Source organism: Pseudolactococcus chungangensis CAU 28 = DSM 22330 (assembly GCF_002441885.1).
In the GTDB taxonomy this organism is placed as follows: Bacteria; Bacillota; Bacilli; order Lactobacillales; family Streptococcaceae; genus Pseudolactococcus; species Pseudolactococcus chungangensis.
Window position 1 is genome coordinate 44,558 of record NZ_JXJT01000002.1, and the last position, 19,403, is coordinate 63,960.

General features: G+C 39.8%; 16 protein-coding genes. 13 read left to right on the plus strand and 3 right to left on the minus strand.

The features are described from left to right. The 4 genes from RR45_RS01515 (at position 1) to RR45_RS01530 (ending at position 3,457) form a co-directional block, all read left to right on the plus strand. Complete coding sequence (locus tag RR45_RS01515) at positions 1 to 762, plus strand: TIGR00266 family protein (RefSeq protein WP_031366483.1); 762 nt, start codon at positions 1 to 3, stop codon at positions 760 to 762. Further along, positions 749 to 1,231, plus strand: a complete 483-nt coding sequence (gene ispF, locus RR45_RS01520; protein WP_031366484.1) for a 2-C-methyl-D-erythritol 2,4-cyclodiphosphate synthase — start codon at positions 749 to 751, stop codon at positions 1,229 to 1,231. Before RR45_RS01515 ends, ispF begins: the two co-directional genes overlap by 14 nt. Before the next feature lie 286 nt (positions 1,232 to 1,517). Then, complete coding sequence (gltX, locus tag RR45_RS01525) at positions 1,518 to 2,966, plus strand: glutamate--tRNA ligase (protein WP_072353440.1); 1,449 nt, start codon at positions 1,518 to 1,520, stop codon at positions 2,964 to 2,966. Between the two features lie 2 nt (positions 2,967 to 2,968). Beyond that, positions 2,969 to 3,457 carry a GNAT family N-acetyltransferase gene (locus RR45_RS01530; protein ID WP_072353441.1) on the plus strand — a complete coding sequence of 163 codons (489 nt, stop codon included), beginning with the start codon at positions 2,969 to 2,971 and terminating at the stop codon, positions 3,455 to 3,457. 38 nt (positions 3,458 to 3,495) lie between these two features. On the opposite strand, the gene RR45_RS01535 is transcribed toward RR45_RS01530, so the two are convergent. Together RR45_RS01535 and RR45_RS01540 are read right to left on the minus strand one after the other, a co-directional pair. Then, a complete protein-coding gene (locus RR45_RS01535) occupies positions 3,496 to 4,218 on the minus strand; it encodes a gamma-glutamyl-gamma-aminobutyrate hydrolase family protein (RefSeq protein ID WP_031366487.1) in 723 nt (240 codons plus the stop codon). Next, on the minus strand, positions 4,215 to 6,527 hold the full coding sequence (locus RR45_RS01540) for a Xaa-Pro dipeptidyl-peptidase (RefSeq protein WP_031366488.1): 2,313 nt from the start codon (positions 6,525 to 6,527) through the stop codon (positions 4,215 to 4,217). Before RR45_RS01540 ends, RR45_RS01535 begins: the two co-directional genes overlap by 4 nt. Positions 6,528 to 6,797: 270 nt before the next feature. On the opposite strand from RR45_RS01540, the gene gla reads away from it, so the two are divergent. Continuing rightward, positions 6,798 to 7,691, plus strand: coding sequence for an aquaglyceroporin Gla (gene gla / locus RR45_RS01545; protein WP_031366489.1), 894 nt, complete (start codon positions 6,798 to 6,800; stop codon positions 7,689 to 7,691). A 92-nt stretch (positions 7,692 to 7,783) separates the two neighbouring features. On the opposite strand, the gene RR45_RS01550 is transcribed toward gla, so the two are convergent. Further along, positions 7,784 to 8,494, minus strand: coding sequence for a CPBP family intramembrane glutamic endopeptidase (locus tag RR45_RS01550; protein ID WP_072353442.1), 711 nt, complete (start codon positions 8,492 to 8,494; stop codon positions 7,784 to 7,786). A gap of 268 nt (positions 8,495 to 8,762) precedes the next feature. Between RR45_RS01550 and RR45_RS01555 the strand changes: the two genes are divergently transcribed. The 8 genes from RR45_RS01555 (at position 8,763) to RR45_RS01590 (ending at position 19,362) form a co-directional block, all read left to right on the plus strand. Further along, positions 8,763 to 9,431, plus strand: coding sequence for a CppA N-terminal domain-containing protein (locus RR45_RS01555; RefSeq protein WP_031366491.1), 669 nt, complete (start codon positions 8,763 to 8,765; stop codon positions 9,429 to 9,431). Further along, the gene (locus RR45_RS01560) at positions 9,428 to 10,432 is read left to right on the plus strand and encodes a serine hydrolase domain-containing protein (RefSeq protein ID WP_096823133.1); all 1,005 of its coding nucleotides are present in this window, start codon (positions 9,428 to 9,430) and stop codon (positions 10,430 to 10,432) included. Before RR45_RS01555 ends, RR45_RS01560 begins: the two co-directional genes overlap by 4 nt. Before the next feature lie 250 nt (positions 10,433 to 10,682). Next, positions 10,683 to 13,796, plus strand: coding sequence for a DEAD/DEAH box helicase (locus RR45_RS01565; RefSeq protein WP_031366493.1), 3,114 nt, complete (start codon positions 10,683 to 10,685; stop codon positions 13,794 to 13,796). Positions 13,797 to 13,931: 135 nt separating this feature from the next. Further along, positions 13,932 to 14,531 carry a hypothetical protein gene (locus tag RR45_RS01570; RefSeq protein WP_031366494.1) on the plus strand — a complete coding sequence of 200 codons (600 nt, stop codon included), beginning with the start codon at positions 13,932 to 13,934 and terminating at the stop codon, positions 14,529 to 14,531. Between the two features lie 235 nt (positions 14,532 to 14,766). Further along, complete coding sequence (gene murC / locus RR45_RS01575; RefSeq protein WP_031366495.1) at positions 14,767 to 16,101, plus strand: UDP-N-acetylmuramate--L-alanine ligase; 1,335 nt, start codon at positions 14,767 to 14,769, stop codon at positions 16,099 to 16,101. An 84-nt stretch (positions 16,102 to 16,185) separates the two neighbouring features. Next, entirely contained in the window at positions 16,186 to 16,674 is a 489-nt protein-coding gene (locus RR45_RS01580) for a GNAT family N-acetyltransferase (RefSeq protein WP_031366496.1), read from the plus strand. A 281-nt stretch (positions 16,675 to 16,955) separates the two neighbouring features. Beyond that, positions 16,956 to 17,891, plus strand: a complete 936-nt coding sequence (locus tag RR45_RS01585) for a class I SAM-dependent methyltransferase (protein ID WP_031366497.1) — start codon at positions 16,956 to 16,958, stop codon at positions 17,889 to 17,891. A gap of 277 nt (positions 17,892 to 18,168) precedes the next feature. Beyond that, complete coding sequence (locus RR45_RS01590) at positions 18,169 to 19,362, plus strand: acetate kinase (protein WP_031366498.1); 1,194 nt, start codon at positions 18,169 to 18,171, stop codon at positions 19,360 to 19,362. The last annotated feature ends 41 nt before the right edge of the window (positions 19,363 to 19,403 follow it).

Consider the following 19,403-nt stretch of genomic DNA (forward strand, 5'->3'; position numbering starts at 1 on the left):
ATGGCTGATAACAAAATGAAGTACACAATTGACAGTAATATGCAGTTTCCGATGATTGAAATTGCGTTGGAAACAGGAGAGTTTGCCTACATTCAGCGTGGTAGTATGATCTATCATAATGCTGCAGTAACGTTAACGTCTGAGTTGAACGCAAAAGGAAGTGGTATTGGTAAGCTGTTTAAAGCAGCGGGTCGTGCCATGACATCAGGTGAAAGTGTCTTTATCACCAAAGCAGTGTCAAATAACGATAACGGTATCATCGCACTAGCCCCCTCGACGCCTGGTCAAGTTATGCCCCTAGACCTTGGCAGTAAACAATATCGACTAAACGATGGCGCTTTCTTAGCACTTGACGGTAGCGCCCAGTATACTATGGAACGGCAAAGTGTCGGCAAAGCCTTTTTTGGTGGACAAGGTGGGCTATTCGTCATGACGACAGATGGCATTGGGACATTACTTGTGAATGCTTTTGGGAGCATTAAAAAAATCGAACTCCAAAGTCAAGAAATCACAATTGATAATGCACATGTCGTTGCTTGGTCAGACACATTGGACTACAATATTCACCTGGAAAACGGTTTTGTACAGTCCATTGGCACGGGTGAAGGTATCGTCAACACCTTCCGTGGCACCGGCGAAATCTACGTGCAAAGCCTTAACATTGAAACCTTTGCCAACATCATGAAAAACTACATCGTAACAGACGGTCACTCAAGCTCATCTGGTAACCCACTAGGAGGATTATTTGATGCCCTCACTTAAAATCGGCCACGGTTATGATGTCCATCAGTTGGTAAATGGTCGTCAGTTGATTATCGGAGGTGTGAACATTCCGCATGAAACAGGACTCTTAGGCCATTCAGATGCGGATGTGCTTTTACATGCTATCACGGATGCTATCATTGGAGCACTGGGCATGGGCGACATCGGTCACGCCTTTCCGGATACCAATCCAGAAACTGAAGGCATTGCCTCAACACAAATCTTAGCTGATATCTATCAGAAAATGGTTGAAAAAGGCTATGAGATTGGCAATATTGACGCCACGATTTTGGCTGAAGCACCTAAAATGGCACCACATTTACAACAAATGAAACAAAATATCGCCAGAATTTTACAGACAGATATTGCCAACATCAATATCAAAGCGACAACAACTGAAAAACTTGGTTTTGTCGGTCGTCGTGAAGGCATGGCTTGTGAAGCGGTCGTCTTGATTAGTCAAGTTTAAAGTCAGGAGAAATGCCTTGAAGAAGAAAAAATAATTCAGGCATAGGGACCGATCTCGCTTTAGGCGTTAGTTTAGGTTTGATTTTTTAAAATTTAGCTCTAGGTATTTGTCTTGGTGAATGATTTGGTAGTCTGTATGACCGTGACCAGCACAAGAAAGATAAAGAAGATTAAAGCGCAGCAAGAAAGTTAGCGCTTTTTTTGATATTTTGGTAAAATAGGAATGACGATTGAAACAAAAGTTTATAAACCAATCTTGGTTTATAAGTTAGATTAAGGACGTAAAAATGACAAACAAAATTCGTGTGCGTTACGCACCATCACCTACTGGCTTATTACACATCGGAAATGCACGGACTGCACTTTTTAATTATCTGTATGCCCGTCATCATGGTGGAGATTTTATTATCCGTATTGAAGATACGGACCGTAAACGCCATGTTGAAGATGGCGAGCGTTCACAGCTTGATAACTTGCGTTGGTTAGGGATTGACTGGGATGAATCACCTGAAACACATGAGAAATACCGTCAATCTGAACGCTTGTCACTTTATCAAACTTATATCGATGCATTACTCGCATCAGGCAAGGCATATAAATCTTACAAGACAGAAGAAGAGATTGCAGCAGACCGTGAAGCTCAAGAAGCAAAAGGTTTGCCACCAGTTTATATCAGTGAATATGCCGGTCTAACTGAATCTGAAATTGCTGCTTACATTGCTGAGCGTGAGGCAAATGGTATTGAACCAACAGTGCGTATCAAGGTACCAGAAGGCTCTATTTACAAATGGCATGATATCGTTAAAGGTGATATTGAGTTTGAAGGTAAAAATATAGGTGGTGATTGGGTCATTCAAAAACGTGATGGCTATCCAACTTATAACTTTGCTGTTGTCGTAGATGACCATGATATGCAAATTTCTCATGTCATTCGTGGCGACGACCATATTGCCAACACGCCTAAACAATTAATGATTTATGAAGCCCTTGGCTGGGATGCTCCTGAGTTTGGTCACATGACCTTGATTATCAACTCTGAGACTGGTAAAAAATTATCGAAACGTGATACCAATACCCTACAATTCATCGAGGACTATCGTAAAAAAGGTTATTTACCAGAAGCTGTTTTCAACTTTATCGCTTTGCTAGGCTGGAATCCTGGTGGTGAAGAAGAAATCTTCTCTCAAACCCAATTAATTGACTTATTCGATGAAAATCGTTTGTCTAAATCGCCTGCGGCATTTGACCAAAAGAAATTAGATTGGTTGGACAATGACTATATCAAACATGCTGATTTGGATAAGATTTTCGACATGGCGAAACCCTTCTTAGCAACTGCTAGTCGTTTGGATGACAAGTCTAAACATTTAGTTGAGCTTTACCAACCCCAATTAAAATCAATAGATGAAATCGTGCCGTTAACGGATCTCTTTTATGCTGAGTTTCCATCACTTTCCGATGCTGCAAAAGAAGTATTAGCAACAGAGACTGCACCTATTGTCATCAAAGCCTTTAAAGAAAAACTTGAAGGCTTGGCGGATGCGGATTATGTTAAAGACAACATCTTTCCACTGATTAAAGAAGTGCAAAAGGAAACGGGTATCAAAGGGAAAAATCTCTTTATGCCGATTCGAATCGCTGTTTCTGGCGAAATGCACGGTCCTGAGCTGCCAGATACAATTTATCTTCTAGGCAAGGCAAAAGCTGTTAATCATTTGGCGCAGTTTGTGAAATAACGATGTTTCGTTATGTATTGATTGAGACTGACGAAAAATATTCTGAGATTTTGGCGCTTTATCAGCGTAATAAGGATTATTTTGCATTGAATGGTACAAGTAAACTTGATTTGGTACAAGTTGATGAAGATGTACATTCTGGACCGGCGCACATTACGCCAGAAAATAAAAAATATTTTTTATTGACAGATGATAAAGACAGACCACTTGGTGTTTTAGATTATGTTTTGGGTTATCCAAATGAGGCCACTGTTTTTATTGGCTTGTTTTTAGTTGACAAAATCTTTCAAAGTCAAGGGATAGGACGTGCAATTGTGACAGAGCAGTTGACTTATTTCCGCAGTATTGGCATGAGAAAAGTTCGGCTAGCTGTCCTTGAGAATAACCCTAATGGTCTGGCTTTTTGGCAGCGACTAGGGTTTGAAGTTTTTGAAGAAAATAAGCAATCAACAGATGGTGACTTGGTTCACGTTTTGCATTATCGACTATAAGAAAAATGACCTCAAGACTGAGGTCATTTTTCTTATCCTTAAAGTTGATTAACAAAAAAATCAAAAATTGCACGTTCATCAGGAATATTATCCCAAGTTCCTTCTGGATGCCACTGGACACCTAGTAAACGTTTGGCTTTGTTTTCGACAGCCTCGATAACGCCGTCACTAGCCGTGGCAATCGTTATCAAATCATCAGCCAACTGGTCAATCATCTGATGGTGATAAGAATTAACATGATAGGTTTCAGGAAGAAAATTAAGGCTTGATGTTGGATCAACATTAACGAAATGTGTCGTAAATTTAAATTTAGTTGGGGCTTGCATATGTTTCAGGGTCGCAACTTCAGGATTTCTATAAAGGCTCACGTCCTGATATAAAGTACCACCAAGCGCGACGTTAAGCAACTGATGACCACGGCAAACACCAAGCAAGGCTTTTTCTTGCTTGATGACTTCATGGATAGCCGCAATCTCGAAACGGTCACGTTCTGGATTGATATTGCCAAGCAAAGGATGTGGGTCTTGACCATAAAACAGCGGCGCAACATCTTCACCACCCGTCAACATGACTTTATCCACCAGTTTGATATAGTCAGCGAGCTTATCCAAATCACGGTCAATCGGAATCATAATCACAGTTCCCCCGACGCTTTGCAAGGCGTTGATAAAAGCAGTTCGTGTATAAGTTACAGGAAATTGATGAAAAGGTAGCTCAGGTGTACTTAAATATTGAGAGCCTAGAATACCGATAGTGGTCATATCTTATGTCCTTCTTTTTTCGTTTTTGGCAGATAAAGATGTGATTTTTCCAAATTAACGGTATAGCTAACCTCGCGATTATCACGAACCGTATGCTCAAAATCCGTGCTATAAAGCACAAGTCGCAGCGTATCCCCTGCCTCAAAATCATAAATCGTCGGCTGCAAACGCAACTCAACCCGAAACCATTCATCCGCAATAACAGAATTAATCTCCGTCAGCTGCTGGCGATTTTGTAGATTCATAAAGCCCTTAGTCACAACTTGATAAGGCTTATCCACCAAAGTCAGATCACGCAAATCATCCAACATAAAGTTCCGCCCTCGGTCAATGGTCTTGGGCTCAAGCAGCGTGCTGACATCCGTCAGACGTTTCTTGGAGCCGAAATCTAAAACCTGAGCCGACAGCATCCCTTTTGTATCATTTAGTTTCAGCCGCAAATCAAGCACAATCTGGCCATTGATTTGTAAAGTTTCAGGGAGATGGATATCAATAATGGCAGCATTTGCCTTGTCTTCAAATAAATCCGCTTTAAATGTTTGGAAATTTTTACTATATTGTTCAAATGTCTCAGCAGGATAGTGATTCTCAAACTGGTCGAGCTCACCTGCAAAACCAAGTGGCAGGACTTCAATATCATGCCCACCAAACTCAGGTAGTCTCTCAAAAGATTGGGCAATATTATTTTTTTGCCAAATGACAGGTGGTAAATCAAGCGTTAAGTCACGTGCTAATAATTTAGCTGAAAAGTAGGCATTGATTGTTTCAGAAAAATCAATAGACTGCCAGTTATTCATGTAGATATGGCTACCTTGATGTAGAAAAGCATGTTTGGTAACATGTTCAGGTAGCGTATGCCAAAAGTTAAAGGCATGAGAGGGCGTGACATTGAAATCTTGCAAACCGTGGACGATAAGGATATCAGCTTTAACTTTATCCACATGTGGCAGATAATTTCTAGCGTGCCAGTAGGCATTATAATCGCCAGAGGTGCGATCTAGCGCCTGGCTCATATCAGCGAGTTGCTTTTGGTAGGCAGAATTATTGACCAAGTAATCGGCAGCGTCGAGATTTCGTGAATACGTGAGTTCAGCGAGGACATCGAGGTCTTCACCAGGATAGCCGCCAGGACTGCGGACGAGGCCGTTTTCACGGTAGTAGTCGTACCAGTTCGTGATGCCGGCTTCTGCTAGAATGATATCGAGACCTGCGACACCAGTCGTTGCAGCGCCGTAAGCGAGGGTGCCGAGATAAGATTTGCCGGTCATGGCGACGTGACCATTTGCCCAATCTGCGGTTAAAATATGTGTTTTTTGGCGATTGGTAAAGGCGCGTGCGCGACCGTTCAGCCAGTCAATGACAGCAGTCACACCGGCAATCTGTTGGTAGTCACCTGAGGTCTGGAAACCATCAGAATCACGTGTGCCGACACTCGCGACGTATATTGATGCGAAACCGCGCGCGAGGAAATAGTCGTTAAGCGAGTAGGTCCAAGTGTGGGTGAAGTGCTCAGTAGCTTGATTGTTATCCACAAGCGGTATTTCAGTAGCTGGATACTCTGGCAGTGTGAGAGTTGATTCAGAAATCGCAAGTCTATCAAGCGGTTTTTCGACTAATTCTACATTCATGTGATGTAATTTATCGTCATTTGCCTTGACATTGGTGCCAAAATGATAAGGACTTGCCGTCATAATCGCTGGTAGCTTGCCGTCAAATAGTGGCCGAATAATTTCGACTTTAACTAAATCATACTCACCGCGATTTTGCGTGTCAACCGAACTTTCCACATAGACCACTTCTCGAATGAGCTGGCTGGTATCGAAGGTTGCTAGGCTCTTATCATTGAAAAAATGGTAGTGGTTATCAAGTGGCAACAAGCCCTCGGATACCCAGTGTTCGACTAAGGTCATACCAGTTTGACGACGGGAGTTCATCAAAAGATAGATAGCAGATATCAGTTGTTTTGCAGATGTCTTAGTAGATAAATCAACCAGAGGTAGATTGATAGCGTTAGCAAAAGTGATTGCCTCTGCCAGTTGAAAGTCAAAATTTGCGACAAAATCAAGCAATTGTAAACTAATGGCATAAAAAATATTCCAAGTTAATGGTGTTTCGGAATCTAAAAAATCACTGATTGTTTCTTGGTCAGTAGCTGCTAAACTTGTCATCGCAATCGGCGCAGTCAACAGCCAATTTTTAAGATTGACTTTGGCAGTAGATGAGGTATCAAATTTAAAGCCAAGACTAGCCAAATCGCTCAGTTCTTGGTCGAATGATTTGTCAATAATAGAAAAGTGATTGAATTGCATTGTGTCCCCTTAAATAAATTAGAGTTTTTAAATGGTCAAATTGTCTGAATAAAACAAGCATTCTACAAAATTATAACAAAAAGGTCAATCAAAAGGTCTTAAATGAACCTTAAATTTTCATGAAAGTGTTCAGTATGACTTTACACGTCTAGTATTTTCTGATAAACTTATAAGGTACTTATCATTAACATTGAGCATTGAATTTTGAGGTTTTTTTGAAATCTCGTATCAATTAACTCAATAACTTAACAAAGGAGATTACGCACAAAAATGGACGTAACATGGATGACAAAATATCTTGCTGAATTCCTCGGAACAGCAATTCTCATTATCCTCGGTAACGGCGCGGTCGCAAACGTTGACCTCAAAGGCACTAAAGGATTCGCTTCAGGTTGGATGACCATTGCTTGGGGTTATGGTTGCGGGGTTATGATTCCTGCTTTGATGTTTGGTAATGTTTCAGGTAACCACATCAACCCAGCCTTCACATTAGGTCTTGCCGTTTCAGGGCTCTTCCCTTGGGCACATGTGGCACAATACATCGTGGCACAATTTCTTGGGGCAATCGTTGGTCAAGCAGTTATCGTAATGGTTTATCGCCCTTACTACTTAAAAACAACAAACTCAAACCATATTCTTGGGACTTTCTCAACAATCGATAACGTTGATGATGGTACTGGAACATCACGCAGTGGTGCGACAATCAACGGTTTCTTAAACGAGTTCTTTGGTTCATTTGTGCTTTTCTTCGCTGCACTTGGTCTGACTAAAAACTTCTTCGGTGCTGAAGTGATTCCTGCTATTGACAAATTGTTGTCATCGCAAGGTGGAGCTGGGACGAAAGTTGCGGATATGGATATTGCAACTAAAGTTCAACAAGGTATTGTTGGTTTAACAACTGGTAATGCTGGTTCACTTGCAGTAGCGCATTTGGCACTTGGTTTCCTTGTGATGACACTTGTTGCCTCACTCGGTGGTCCTACTGGTCCAGGTCTTAACCCAGCGCGTGACCTCGGTCCACGTATTCTTCATGCTATCTTACCAAAATCAATTCTTGGTGAAAGCAAGTCTGATTCAAAATGGTGGTATGCTTGGGTTCCCGTTGTGGCACCAATCTTGGCTGGTATTTCTGCCATTGCCTTGTTCAAAATTATTTTTATCTAAGCAACTGCTATCTAATTAGAAATAATAGCTAAAAACCCTGGTCAATCAATTGACCAAGGTTTTTTTATTTGACATGATTTACTAGTAAGAGGTTACTTAATTAAGAAATAACTAACCATACCAAAGGCATTCCAAAGGAAGTGAACAGACAGGTTAAGGTAAAAATTACGATATTTGACATAGAGTCCTGTTAAAACGAGACTCATCAACCCATAAGTCATGAAACTTGCAAAATCTGTCGGACTATGTGCTGCGGTAAAGAGTGCCCAAGCAAAAACGGCAGCGACTTTAGGCCATTTGTTAAACACGAGTTCAAACAGACTGACCCTAAAAATCAATTCTTCGAAGAATCCAGCAGATGTTGCCATAATAACAAAGACAAGTGGTGGTAGGACTTTACCGATGTTATTAAGGAGCTCTTGATTTTCAGTACCATTGGTTCCGGTTAGCATCATGATGACACTTGAAATTAATGCTGATACAAACATGAGTCCAAAGCCAGCAGCGATTTTTCCTAGTTGGAAGTACCGCCAGTTTATTTTAGGAATTAAGTAATATTTAAGCGCCCAAATGTAAGAGAGCCAGACGCAAGCGACGAAGAGTATTAGAAAGAGTCCGATTTTCCAAAGTTCAAAATGTCCTTGGCGATTCGAAGTGATTGCCGGTAACGCGGATGAGATTTGCCATAAAACAAGCGCCCAGATGAAGGTGAGACGAGTTTTCCAAGTTTGGTCGTGTATCTCAAGAGTGGACAATTGTGGCTGTTGCTTAGCTTTATTTTTAGCAATTTCTAAATAATTCATGTATATAAGATAACATATTTAATAAGTTTTCACAATATTTTTTCTAAAAAATCTACCGATGCGACATATTTGTGAAATAAATCATTATCATCTTTGTTTTTGCTAACCACTGGTTAATAAATTAACGTAAAAAAATGATAAATTTTTGTAAAATTTGATAGAGTTGACTATAATAGAGATAACAGAAAATATCCAAAAACTAAATTGCCTCTGAGTTAAAGTCTAAAATGACTTTAGTGACGTGAGAAAAGTGAGAAAAAGAGAGAAAATGAAGACAGTTTTTGATAATACGACCAAAGCCGTACCAGTTATTCGTGTGAATAATCGTGATTTGAACTTAGCGTTTTATAAGGAAGTTTTGGGATTGAAAGTTATCTCAGAAGAAAATGCCCTAGCAATGCTCGGTAGTCAATCAGCTAAAACGCACATGGATACTCGACTGATTTTGGAAGAATCACCAAGTATGCGAACACGTGCTGTCAATGGCGTGAAAAAATTACGTAAAATTGTGATTGAAAGTCCAGAGTTTACAGAAGGATTTGAGGCAACTTCACCTGAAGGCGATGTTTTTGAAATTGTGCCAAGCCAGTCTGAGTCACAGGATATTAAAATTACAGAGATTCAACTCAATACGAGTAACTTGGAAAATACTTTGGCATTTTATGTTGAGGGCTTTGGTTTAACTGAGAAGAAAAATGCTGTTCAGTTACCTTTTGGAAAAATTTCATATTTTGAGGCGCAAGGCCCTGATTTATTAGCCAGTCCAGAAGAAGTCTGGGATTTGGAAATCATCGAATTCGAAGTCGTACCGGAAGTTGATTTACACCAAATTGCAAGCCAATTAGATGATTTAGGCTTAGACTATTATGTGGATAAAAAAGGTAAAATTTTGACCTTAACAGATGGTCAAAATCTAGAAATATGGTTTGTGAAATGATTGCAGCAATGTCGGACAATCCTTTAGAACTTGTAAAAGCTTATGTCGCATCTGGAATTTTTCCGGGTGCGTCTTTTGCGATTGTCAACGGCCAAGCTATAGAGAAATATGTTATTGGCTATGAATGCCTGAGGCCTGAACCAGTGCTGCTACAAACTGATATGAGTTATGACCTGGCTAGTGTCTCAAAAGTCGTCGGCACTGGCACAGTGATGATTGATTTAGTCTTGTCAGGCCAGGTAGAACTTGATGCGTTACTCATAGATTATTATCCTGATTTTAAAGGACCAGGCAGCACCACACTTACCATTCGGCAGCTTTTAACCCATACCTCAGGTATTGACCCCTTTATTGAAAATCGTCATAACCTAGCTTACGACGAGCTACGAGCAGCGCTCAATCAGGTAACTGTCACATCAGATAAGACGTTTCACTACACAGATGTGAATTTTATTTTACTGGGTTTCATGTTAGAGGAGATTTACGGACAAGATTTAGCAGATATTCTGCAAGACCGTGTTTTTAAGCCATTTAATATGCACCATACAAGTTTTGTCGCGCCTGATAAAACAGTTGCGACAGCTTGGAATTTGCCTAAAGGACTTGTCCACGACCCTAAAGCCCAGGTCTTGGGGCGTCATACTGGTTCAGCTGGTCTCTTTTCAGACTTAGACGACTTGATTGCCTTTTCTCAAGCCTATTTTGCCAACCCAGTCTATCTATTGCTACTGAAAGATTACGCAAAAGCAAACAAAGCTAGGAGCTTGGCTTGGGATTTGGTAGGACTTGAAACTTCAGCAGAATCCTCAAAAAAACAAGTGGGACAATGGTTACTGCACACAGGATACACTGGTACTTTTATTCTGTTAAACTTAAAGACCCAACAAGCCGTCATTTTTCTGTCCAATCGCGTCCATTTACGTGATGAGCGAAAGCAATGGATTGCAGACCGAAATGTTTTAATTCAAGCTTTTTTAAAAATGATGAAAATTATTTCGTGAATATCTCTGTTTGGTTGGAACACAAGCAAAAGCTAAGTTATAATCGGTCACAAAAGTGACATATTTTAAGATATAGAAAATCTCTGAAATTTTCTAGAAAATATGGTATAATAGTGCCAAAATTTAAGCGCATGTGGCAAGAAAATAGCAACAAAAAGAAATGTGCCATCACGCCGATGCCGACTAAAATAAAGATAGGAAGTTTTAAGTATTAGCCTTTTAAAAAATGCTTTGAAGATGGGACAATGATATGAGTCGAATGATGCCAGCGCGCATCCGTGCCGAGGGTGCGGAACTTTTTGATAAAGGACTGATGACCGATGTGTCTGTCAGTGGAATGAAACTTTCGGCTGATGTTGATGGTGAGCAAGTCGTTTATGATCTGGATGGTCAAAATGATTTGTGTCTTTGTGATGTCTTTCAACGTAATAAACGCTATTGTCAACATATTGCTGCTGTCGAAGAATATTTGAAAAAAGCAGATATTGAAGCAGTCGAAGAAGAAAAGAAGGCCTATGAAGCTGAAGTCGAAAAATCAAAAGAATTGCAAGCATCCGCTGACTTTTTAGCTAAAGTTAATGAGGATAAATGGGCAAATCAATCGGAAAAAATGATTTTAGAGGTTGAAGTTTCTGATCCTCGGTTAATGGAGTCCTTTTATTACAGTGGCAACTTTTTAGCTTTTACGTTCAAAATTCGTCTATCTACCATGTCTCGATCTTATATCATTAAGGACATTCCGCATTTTGTTACCTTGCTTAGAAAAGGTGGTACTTATCTGATTGGGAGTTCACATTATGTGACGCTAATGCTGTCGCATTTTGATAAAGCCAGTCAAGATTTTCTAAGTTATCTATTGAAAATCACCCCAAGCCATGAAGAAATGGCTTTGACGAATCTTTTTCGTAAGTTGGGGCGATATTTTGTCCCTCATGCAGGACTATTACCAGAGCTATTAGCCTTGACTGTGGCTATGGATTTTTCGATGAAAATATCAGATAAACCAGTCAGATATTTTAGTGTTTTGCCATTAGATGATGAAGGTGACTTGTATCAATTTGAGGTTAAACCTCTGGATGATGTCATTGAGTTGACGATTAAAGAGATGCCACATCAAACCTTCTTTGATGGCGAGATTATCTATCGGGACCATGTTTTTTATCAGTTGGATGCTGAGCAGTTGGAGATATTGAATCTTTTATCCAAAGTGCCAATGACAACAGACAACTTGAGAATGATTCATTTTGATTACGATGACAAGGATAAATTAGCTCAGGCTTTACAAATTTTTGAAAAATTAGGATACGTTGATGCACCTAGTGCCTTTAAAATTCGACCATTTAAACCTCAGTTTATCTTTGACTTGGCTGGTTTCTTAACCTTGCAGATTGCTTTTGATTATGGTGATTTTAAAATTACGAGTTTTAGAGAGTTAGATACGCTAGATTTTTCACGGTATCTACGTTTAGAAAAACGAATCTTTGATTTGGTTAAACGCTCAGGCTTTCCAGTTGGTTTTGATACGCAGACAGTGCCACCTAAAGGTGAGGAAATCTATAAGTTTTTCACTGAAATTTTACCACAATTTGCTAAATTAGGTGATGTTACTCTTTCACCAAGCATTCAAGAATTACAAATCACAGAGAATTTTGATATTGATATTGACCAAAATGGCGGATTGTTAGAGATCAATTTCAGTATGCCCCATGTGCCTGAGCAAGAATTTTCAAAACTGGTGGCGAGACTTCAAGAAAATGCTGGTTATTATGTGACAGAGTCAGGTCAACTTATCTTGCTAGGTGAGCAATTTGATGCAGTCAAGCAAGTCTTGACAGATATGTCAGATGCTGTTCAGGTTGGAGAAGGCAAAATTGCTGTTCCAACTTTTAAAACCTTCCAGCTCTCTAAAATTTTTGGTGACAAAGATGGTATCTCATATTCGAAAAAATTTGAAACCTTATATGAGAATTTGACCAATCCACACGATTTTCCGTATCAAAAACCTGAACAAATCAAGGCGACTTTACGGCCGTATCAAGAAGACGGTGTGCGTTGGATGAATATGCTGAGTAGCTACCATATGGGTGGTGTACTTGCTGATGATATGGGCCTAGGTAAAACTTTGCAGTCGATTACTTATCTGGCAAGCAATTTGTCCCAAGGTGATGTTGCCTTGATTGTTTCTCCGTCTAGTCTGATTTACAACTGGTCGAGTGAGTTTGCTAAATTTGCACCAGACCTTGAAGTTGTCGTTGTGGATGGTACTAAACATGAACGTTCAACGTTAATCAGCAATCCCAAGACGCAGATTTTTATCACGAGTTATGGTAGTTTTTTGAAAGATGTGACGACCTATCAAGCGCTTGAGCTAAACTATTTATTAATTGATGAGGCGCAAACGGTTAAAAACTTTAATTCTAAGACAAATAAAGCATTGTCTCAACTCAAAGTTGACCATACCTTTGCTTTATCTGGTACACCTATTGAAAATCGTGTTGATGAGATTTGGGCGATTTTCCAAATCATCATGCCAGGGATTTTAGGTGACCGAAAGCAATTTCGTAGACTGAAACATGATGCGATTTCTCGTATGATTCAACCATTTGTGATGCGTCGTCGTAAGGAAGATGTCCTTCTGGAATTACCAGAAAAGCTTGAGATGATACAGTATAGTGAGCTTGAAGAGTCACAAAAAATTATCTATCTAGCACAGCTTGAGGCCATCCAAAATCGTGTGAGAAATATGAACGATTATGAATTTTCACGCTCGAAAATAGAAATTTTGGCGGGAATTACACGCTTACGTCAAATTTGTGATACACCTGCTTTATTTATGTCTGATTATAGAGGAATATCTGGCAAACTCAAAAGTTTGGCAGAGCTTTTGCAGCAAATCAAAGATTCAGGGCATAGACCACTCATTTTTTCTCAGTTTAGAAAAATGTTTCCACATATTGAGAGACAGTTGGAAGAAGCGGGGATTTCGAGCTATCAATTGACTGGTTCAACACCGATTAAAGATAGAATGAAAATGGTCAAGGCTTTTAATGCTGGTTCAAGAGATGCGTTTTTGATTTCACTCAAGGCTGGTGGGACAGGTCTTAACTTAACGTCCGCTGATGTCGTCATTTTGATTGACTTGTGGTGGAATCCTTCTGTCGAAGAGCAAGCTATTTCGCGAGCTCACCGCATGGGCCAAACGAAAACGGTAGAAGTCATTCGCTTGATTACCCGAGGCACGATTGAGGAGAAAATCATGGCGCTGCAGGATAGTAAACGTGATATGGTATCGACAGTTTTAGATGGTGGTGCGGATGATAGTACGATTTCTAAGGATGAAATGAAGTCTATTTTGGGGCTTTGAGTGGGAGAAATTCGTATAAGCCGAGACTATTCCTCAAAATTTTGGTACAATGTAGTTGGTATCTCTTGTCGATGATTCTTTAAGCGACTGGTGCTATTAAAACATTCTTTAACTCAAGTGAAAGTAAGGCCAATTATGGAAAAATCGTATTACAAAAATAAAATTACATTTCCGATTATGCCCGATGATGCGGTGTTAACACCAGATAATCGGGTTATTATGACCAATCAACAACTTTTAACCAAAAATCCAGATGCATCTCTCGAGCGTTTTGAGTCATCTACTGGTAATTATGCATCGTCTGGTAGTGTCTCCGAGTCGTCTACTGAAGAGGAGCAATTCGGTTCTTTTGAGACGCGTCGTCAAACGCCAACAGTCGCTGGAAAACGTCCGTTGAGCAAAAATTTTAAGGCGTCATCTGCAAATCAAGTACCGATTAAGAAAAAATCAACCTTGGTTGAAGATGCCAGAAAGCGCGCACGTGAAAATGCGGTTGCGCCTAAACCTGTTAAACCATATGTCAATCCATTGGAACGGGCATCAGCAGAAGAGCTAGGTATCAAAGGTCTAGCGAATAAAAAAGTTGCTCAAACGCAACATTCATTGGGGAAATCAGTCTCAGGCTTTGACAAAATAGCAGCTCGTGAGTCGAACGGCTCTTTATTTGATGAGCCAAAACAGGACTATTTTGCTAGTAAACATCGGCATCGTGATGGTTTTGATACAGTTGATTAATGCTAGATAATCAAGGGCCACAAAGATGACCATTCGTTATCGTTAGACATGACACTGAGAGCAGGACGACGATGTCATAAACTCTTGTAGAAAATGATTTATTTCGTACAAAAGTGAGCTCGAAGTTTAAATTAGGAAGGAATAGAGTTTAGTTGGACGTAGATAGATTGGAAATTTCATGAAAATTTTCAATCTATCTACACTATTGCCCAACCCAACTTAAAAGAGTAGACAAATGTCACAAAAAACTTATCATTTTATTGGAATCAAAGGGTCAGGTATGTCAGCACTTGCGCTCATGCTACATCAAATGGGGCACAAAGTTCAAGGGTCTGATTCAACAGATTATTACTTTACCCAACGTGGATTAGAGTTGGCGGGCATTCCGCTTCTACCATTCGACACTAAAAATATTACGCCAGACGTTGAAATTATCGCCGGCAATGCTTTCCGAGATGATAATAATATTGAATTGGCTTACGCTAATAAAAACGGGTACCACTTTGTCCGCTACCATGAGTTTCTTGGTCAATTTATGACTAATTTCACCTCGATCGGTGTCGCTGGTGCGCATGGTAAAACATCAACAACTGGTCTTTTAGCACATGTGATGCGTCACGTGACAGACACGTCATATCTAATTGGTGATGGGACAGGTCGCGGTTCCGAAGATTCTAAATTCTTTGTTTTTGAATCTGACGAGTATGAGCGCCATTTTCTACCTTACCATCCTGAGTACACAATCATTACGAATGTCGATTTTGACCATCCTGACTATTTCACAGGAATTGATGATGTCTTTGACGCTTTTCAAACCTATGCTAATCAAGTCACTAAAGGTGTATTCGTTTATGGGGATGATAAATATCTACAAAAAATAAAAGCTAATGTGCCAATTTACCGTTACGGTTTTTCTGACAGTGATGACTATATTGCTAAAGATGTGAGGCGGACAACAAGCGGTTCAAAATTTACAGCCTATTTCCATGACCAAAAAATCGGTGAATTTGTTGTGCCGACATACGGCAAACATAATATTTTGAATGCCTTAGCAGTTGTTGCCGTGACACATCAAGATGGTTTTGACACCGAAGAAGTTGCCAAATACATGGCAACATTTGGTGGCGTGAAACGTCGATTCACAGAAAAACGAATTGGTGAACAAGTCATTATTGATGATTTTGCACACCATCCGACTGAAATTGAAGCGACAGTGGACGCAGCACGTCAAAAATATCCGGATAAAGAAATTGTTGCTGTTTTTCAACCGCATACGTTCACAAGAACAATTGCCTTGATTGATGAATTTGCGACAAGCTTAAACCAAGCTGATGCCGTTTATTTAGCACAGATCTATGGCTCAGCGCGTGAAGTTGATCATGGTGAAGTCAAGGTTGAAGACCTAGCAGTGAAAATTGAAAAACCAGCTAAAGTTATTACAGTTGATAATGTGTCACCTTTACTTGACCACGACAATGCTGTCTATGTCTTTATGGGTGCTGGTGATATTCAAAAATATGAATATGCTTTTGAAACACTTTTATCACAACTGACAAGTAATGTTCAGTAATTTAAATAAAAAAACAAACGCCAATTTTTTACTAAAGTTGGCGTTTGTCTCATGTAGCGGACAAGATATAAAAAGGGGAGAGAGATGAATATCAGACATGTTACCTCAGCAGACCTAGAAGTTGCTTATAGCATAGAAATCGCGAATTTCTCAGAGAGTGAGGCGGCAAGCTACGAGGCAATTAAGGCACGAATAGCTAAAATACCGGACACCTTTTTAGTAGCTGAAATTGATGGTCAAGTCGCAGGCTACATAGAAGGTCCAGTGATTCATGCGCGCCATTTGACAGATGATTTATTTCAAACTGTGACTGAAAATCCCACAATAGGTGGCTATATTGCGGTCACTAGTTTATCTGTTGCAGATACTTTTAAAGGTCAAGCCGTTGGGACAAAATTGATTGCAGTTTTGAAAGACCTTGCGTGTGAGCAAAAACGTGAAGGGATTACCTTAACTTGTCATGATTACCTGATTCCCTACTATGAAAAAAATGGCTTTATCAACGATGGTCAATCGAAATCGGCACATGGTGGTGCTACTTGGTATGATATGGTTTGGGAAACGACAGATTAAACCAAAAAAATCTCGCAGGTTATCCAAGCCTACGAGATTTTTTGGGAGTTATTATGAAAAAATATTTTAGGAATGATTTAAGTATAACCAGGCTTGCTTAAATGAGACTTAAATCAAAGCTTAAAGTTCAAGAACAAATTGTGGAGACTCATATAAGGAAAGAGAGGGAACGAAATTTTTGAGATATTCCTCCGTCCAATCAAGATTTGATTGCGAGCAAGTAGTGGCAAATAGCAAAAAATGTTTGCTTTATCGACTTAATTGAGTATATAATAAAGGTTATGAATATGGAAAAAATCGAATCGGCATTTGGTCTGTTATTAGCCAATGTTCAGCAACTTGAAACCCATTTAGCCACGCATTTTTACGATGCCTTGATTGAGCAAAATGTGAGCTACATTGGTAAAGCTGTCTCGGATGACTTGCAACACCGTAATGAGCAATTACGAGAACTCCAGTTGACAAAACTAGAGTGGCAAAAAGTCTATCAATTTGCTTTGGTAAAAGGTGCAAAAGAAATGCACTTACAAGCCAATCACCAATTAACACCGGACGCGATTGGATACATTATCAATTTTATGATTGAGACCTTGACTTCTGCAACTAGCTTGTCTATTTTGGAGTTAGGTTCTGGTACAGGTAATTTAGCTGAGACATTATTGACTGGATTGCAGGATAAGGAGCTGACCTATACTGGCTTTGAGGTGGATGATTTGATGATTGACCTGTCAGCTAGTATTGCTGATGTCATGCAAACTTCAGCTCAATTTTTACAGATTGATGCAGTGCGGCCACAAGTTATTGATCCTGTCGATATATTGTTATCAGACTTACCAGTCGGTTATTATCCAGATGATGAGATTGCCAAGCGCTCAGCAGTTGGTAGTCAGCTAGAGCATACCTATGCCCATCATCTATTGATGGTGCAAGGTTTTAAATACCTAAAAACAGGCGGTTATGCCATTTTTGTTGCACCGAGTGATTTACTTTCAAGTCCGCAGGCCGACTTGTTAAAAAAATGGTTGCAGGATTATGCACGCGTCGTTGCTGTCATTACCTTACCAGAGGATATAGTCACTGAAAATAATAGCAAGGCAATCTTTGTTTTACAAAAGTCCGCACAGGGGAAAGTGCCATTTATTTTTCCTTTAACCAGCCTGACAAATCCGAAAATTGTGCAAACTTTTATGACGCAATTTCTTCAAAATATGATATAATTTAATGGAAAACGTTTTCAACATAAGCGTTTTTTTAGATAGTAAACGATATCTGATGTATTACTTAAAAACATCTGAGGCACTGGAGTCGTTGAGCTGACCAGAACGACTGCCACCAAAACAGTTGCCCCAACATTTTATTTAATTGAGTTTCGGCTCCTTGGTGTCAGGAAAATAGATAAAAAGTACGCAGACACTAATGTGTCTTTACATCTTTTTCCTAATTTTCTACACACTAAACCAGTCGCCTCAACATCTTAATTTAGGAGAATGGAAAATGTCAAAAACAATTGCGATTAATGCTGGTAGCTCAAGTCTTAAATGGCAGCTTTACCAAATGCCAGAGGAAACAGTGATAGCTAAAGGACTGATTGAGCGGATTGGCTTGCCAGAATCGGTTTCAACAGTTAGTTTTGATGGCGATAAACATGTCATAGTAAAAAATATTCACAATCATACAGAAGCTGTGGCGATTTTAATGAATGACCTTAAAAATCTGAATATCATTGCACACTTTTCAGAAATCACTGGGACTGGCCACCGTGTCGTTGCTGGTGGGGAATTGTTCAAAGATTCAGTTTTAATTACTAACGAAGTGGCTAAGCAAATCGAAGCGTTATCAGATTTAGCGCCGTTACATAATCCAGCGAATGCTGCTGGTATCTATGCTTTCTGTGCACTATTGCCTGAAGCGACTCATGTCGCTGTCTTTGATACCGCCTTTCACTCAACGATGCCTGCAGTTGCTTATCGTTACCCTGTGCCGAATGAATACTATGATAAATACGCAGTTCGCAAATATGGCGCGCATGGTACAAGCCATATGTATGTCTCACAAAAAGCTGCTGAATATCTCGGCAAGGCACCAGAAGACCTTAAACTGATTACGGCACATATCGGTAATGGTGTTAGTTTAGCGGCTATCGATGGTGGCAAATCAGTTGATACGTCTATGGGCTTTACACCTCTTGCTGGTGTTATGATGGGCACACGGACTGGTGAATTAGATGCCTCACTCATTCCTTATATTATGGCTAAAGCAGGTATTACGGATGTGGCTGAAATCATTGATATCTTTAATAAAAAGTCTGGTTTGGTGGGTATTTCTGAAATTTCATCAGATATGCGTGATATTATCTCCGCTTATAAAGCGGGCGATGAAAAGGCCATTCTAGCTTTCGACATGTATATCAACCGACTTCAAAAATATATCGGTCAATACTTAGCTGTCCTAAATGGTGCAGACGCCCTTATTTTTACAGCAGGTATCGGTGAAAACTCAGATGTTGTTCGTAAAGCAGTCGTTGATGGTTTATCGTGGTTTGGCTTAGATATTGACGAAAGCAAAAACGTTTTTGGTGCGGAGGGTATTATCTCAACGCCAGATGCTAGAGTGAAAGTGCTTGTCATTCCGACAGATGAAGAACTTGTCATCGCGCGTGATGTTGAAAAAATTAAGGCACAAGCCTAAAAAAGATAAAAAACTTCCTTGATGCAATGGCCTAAGGAAGT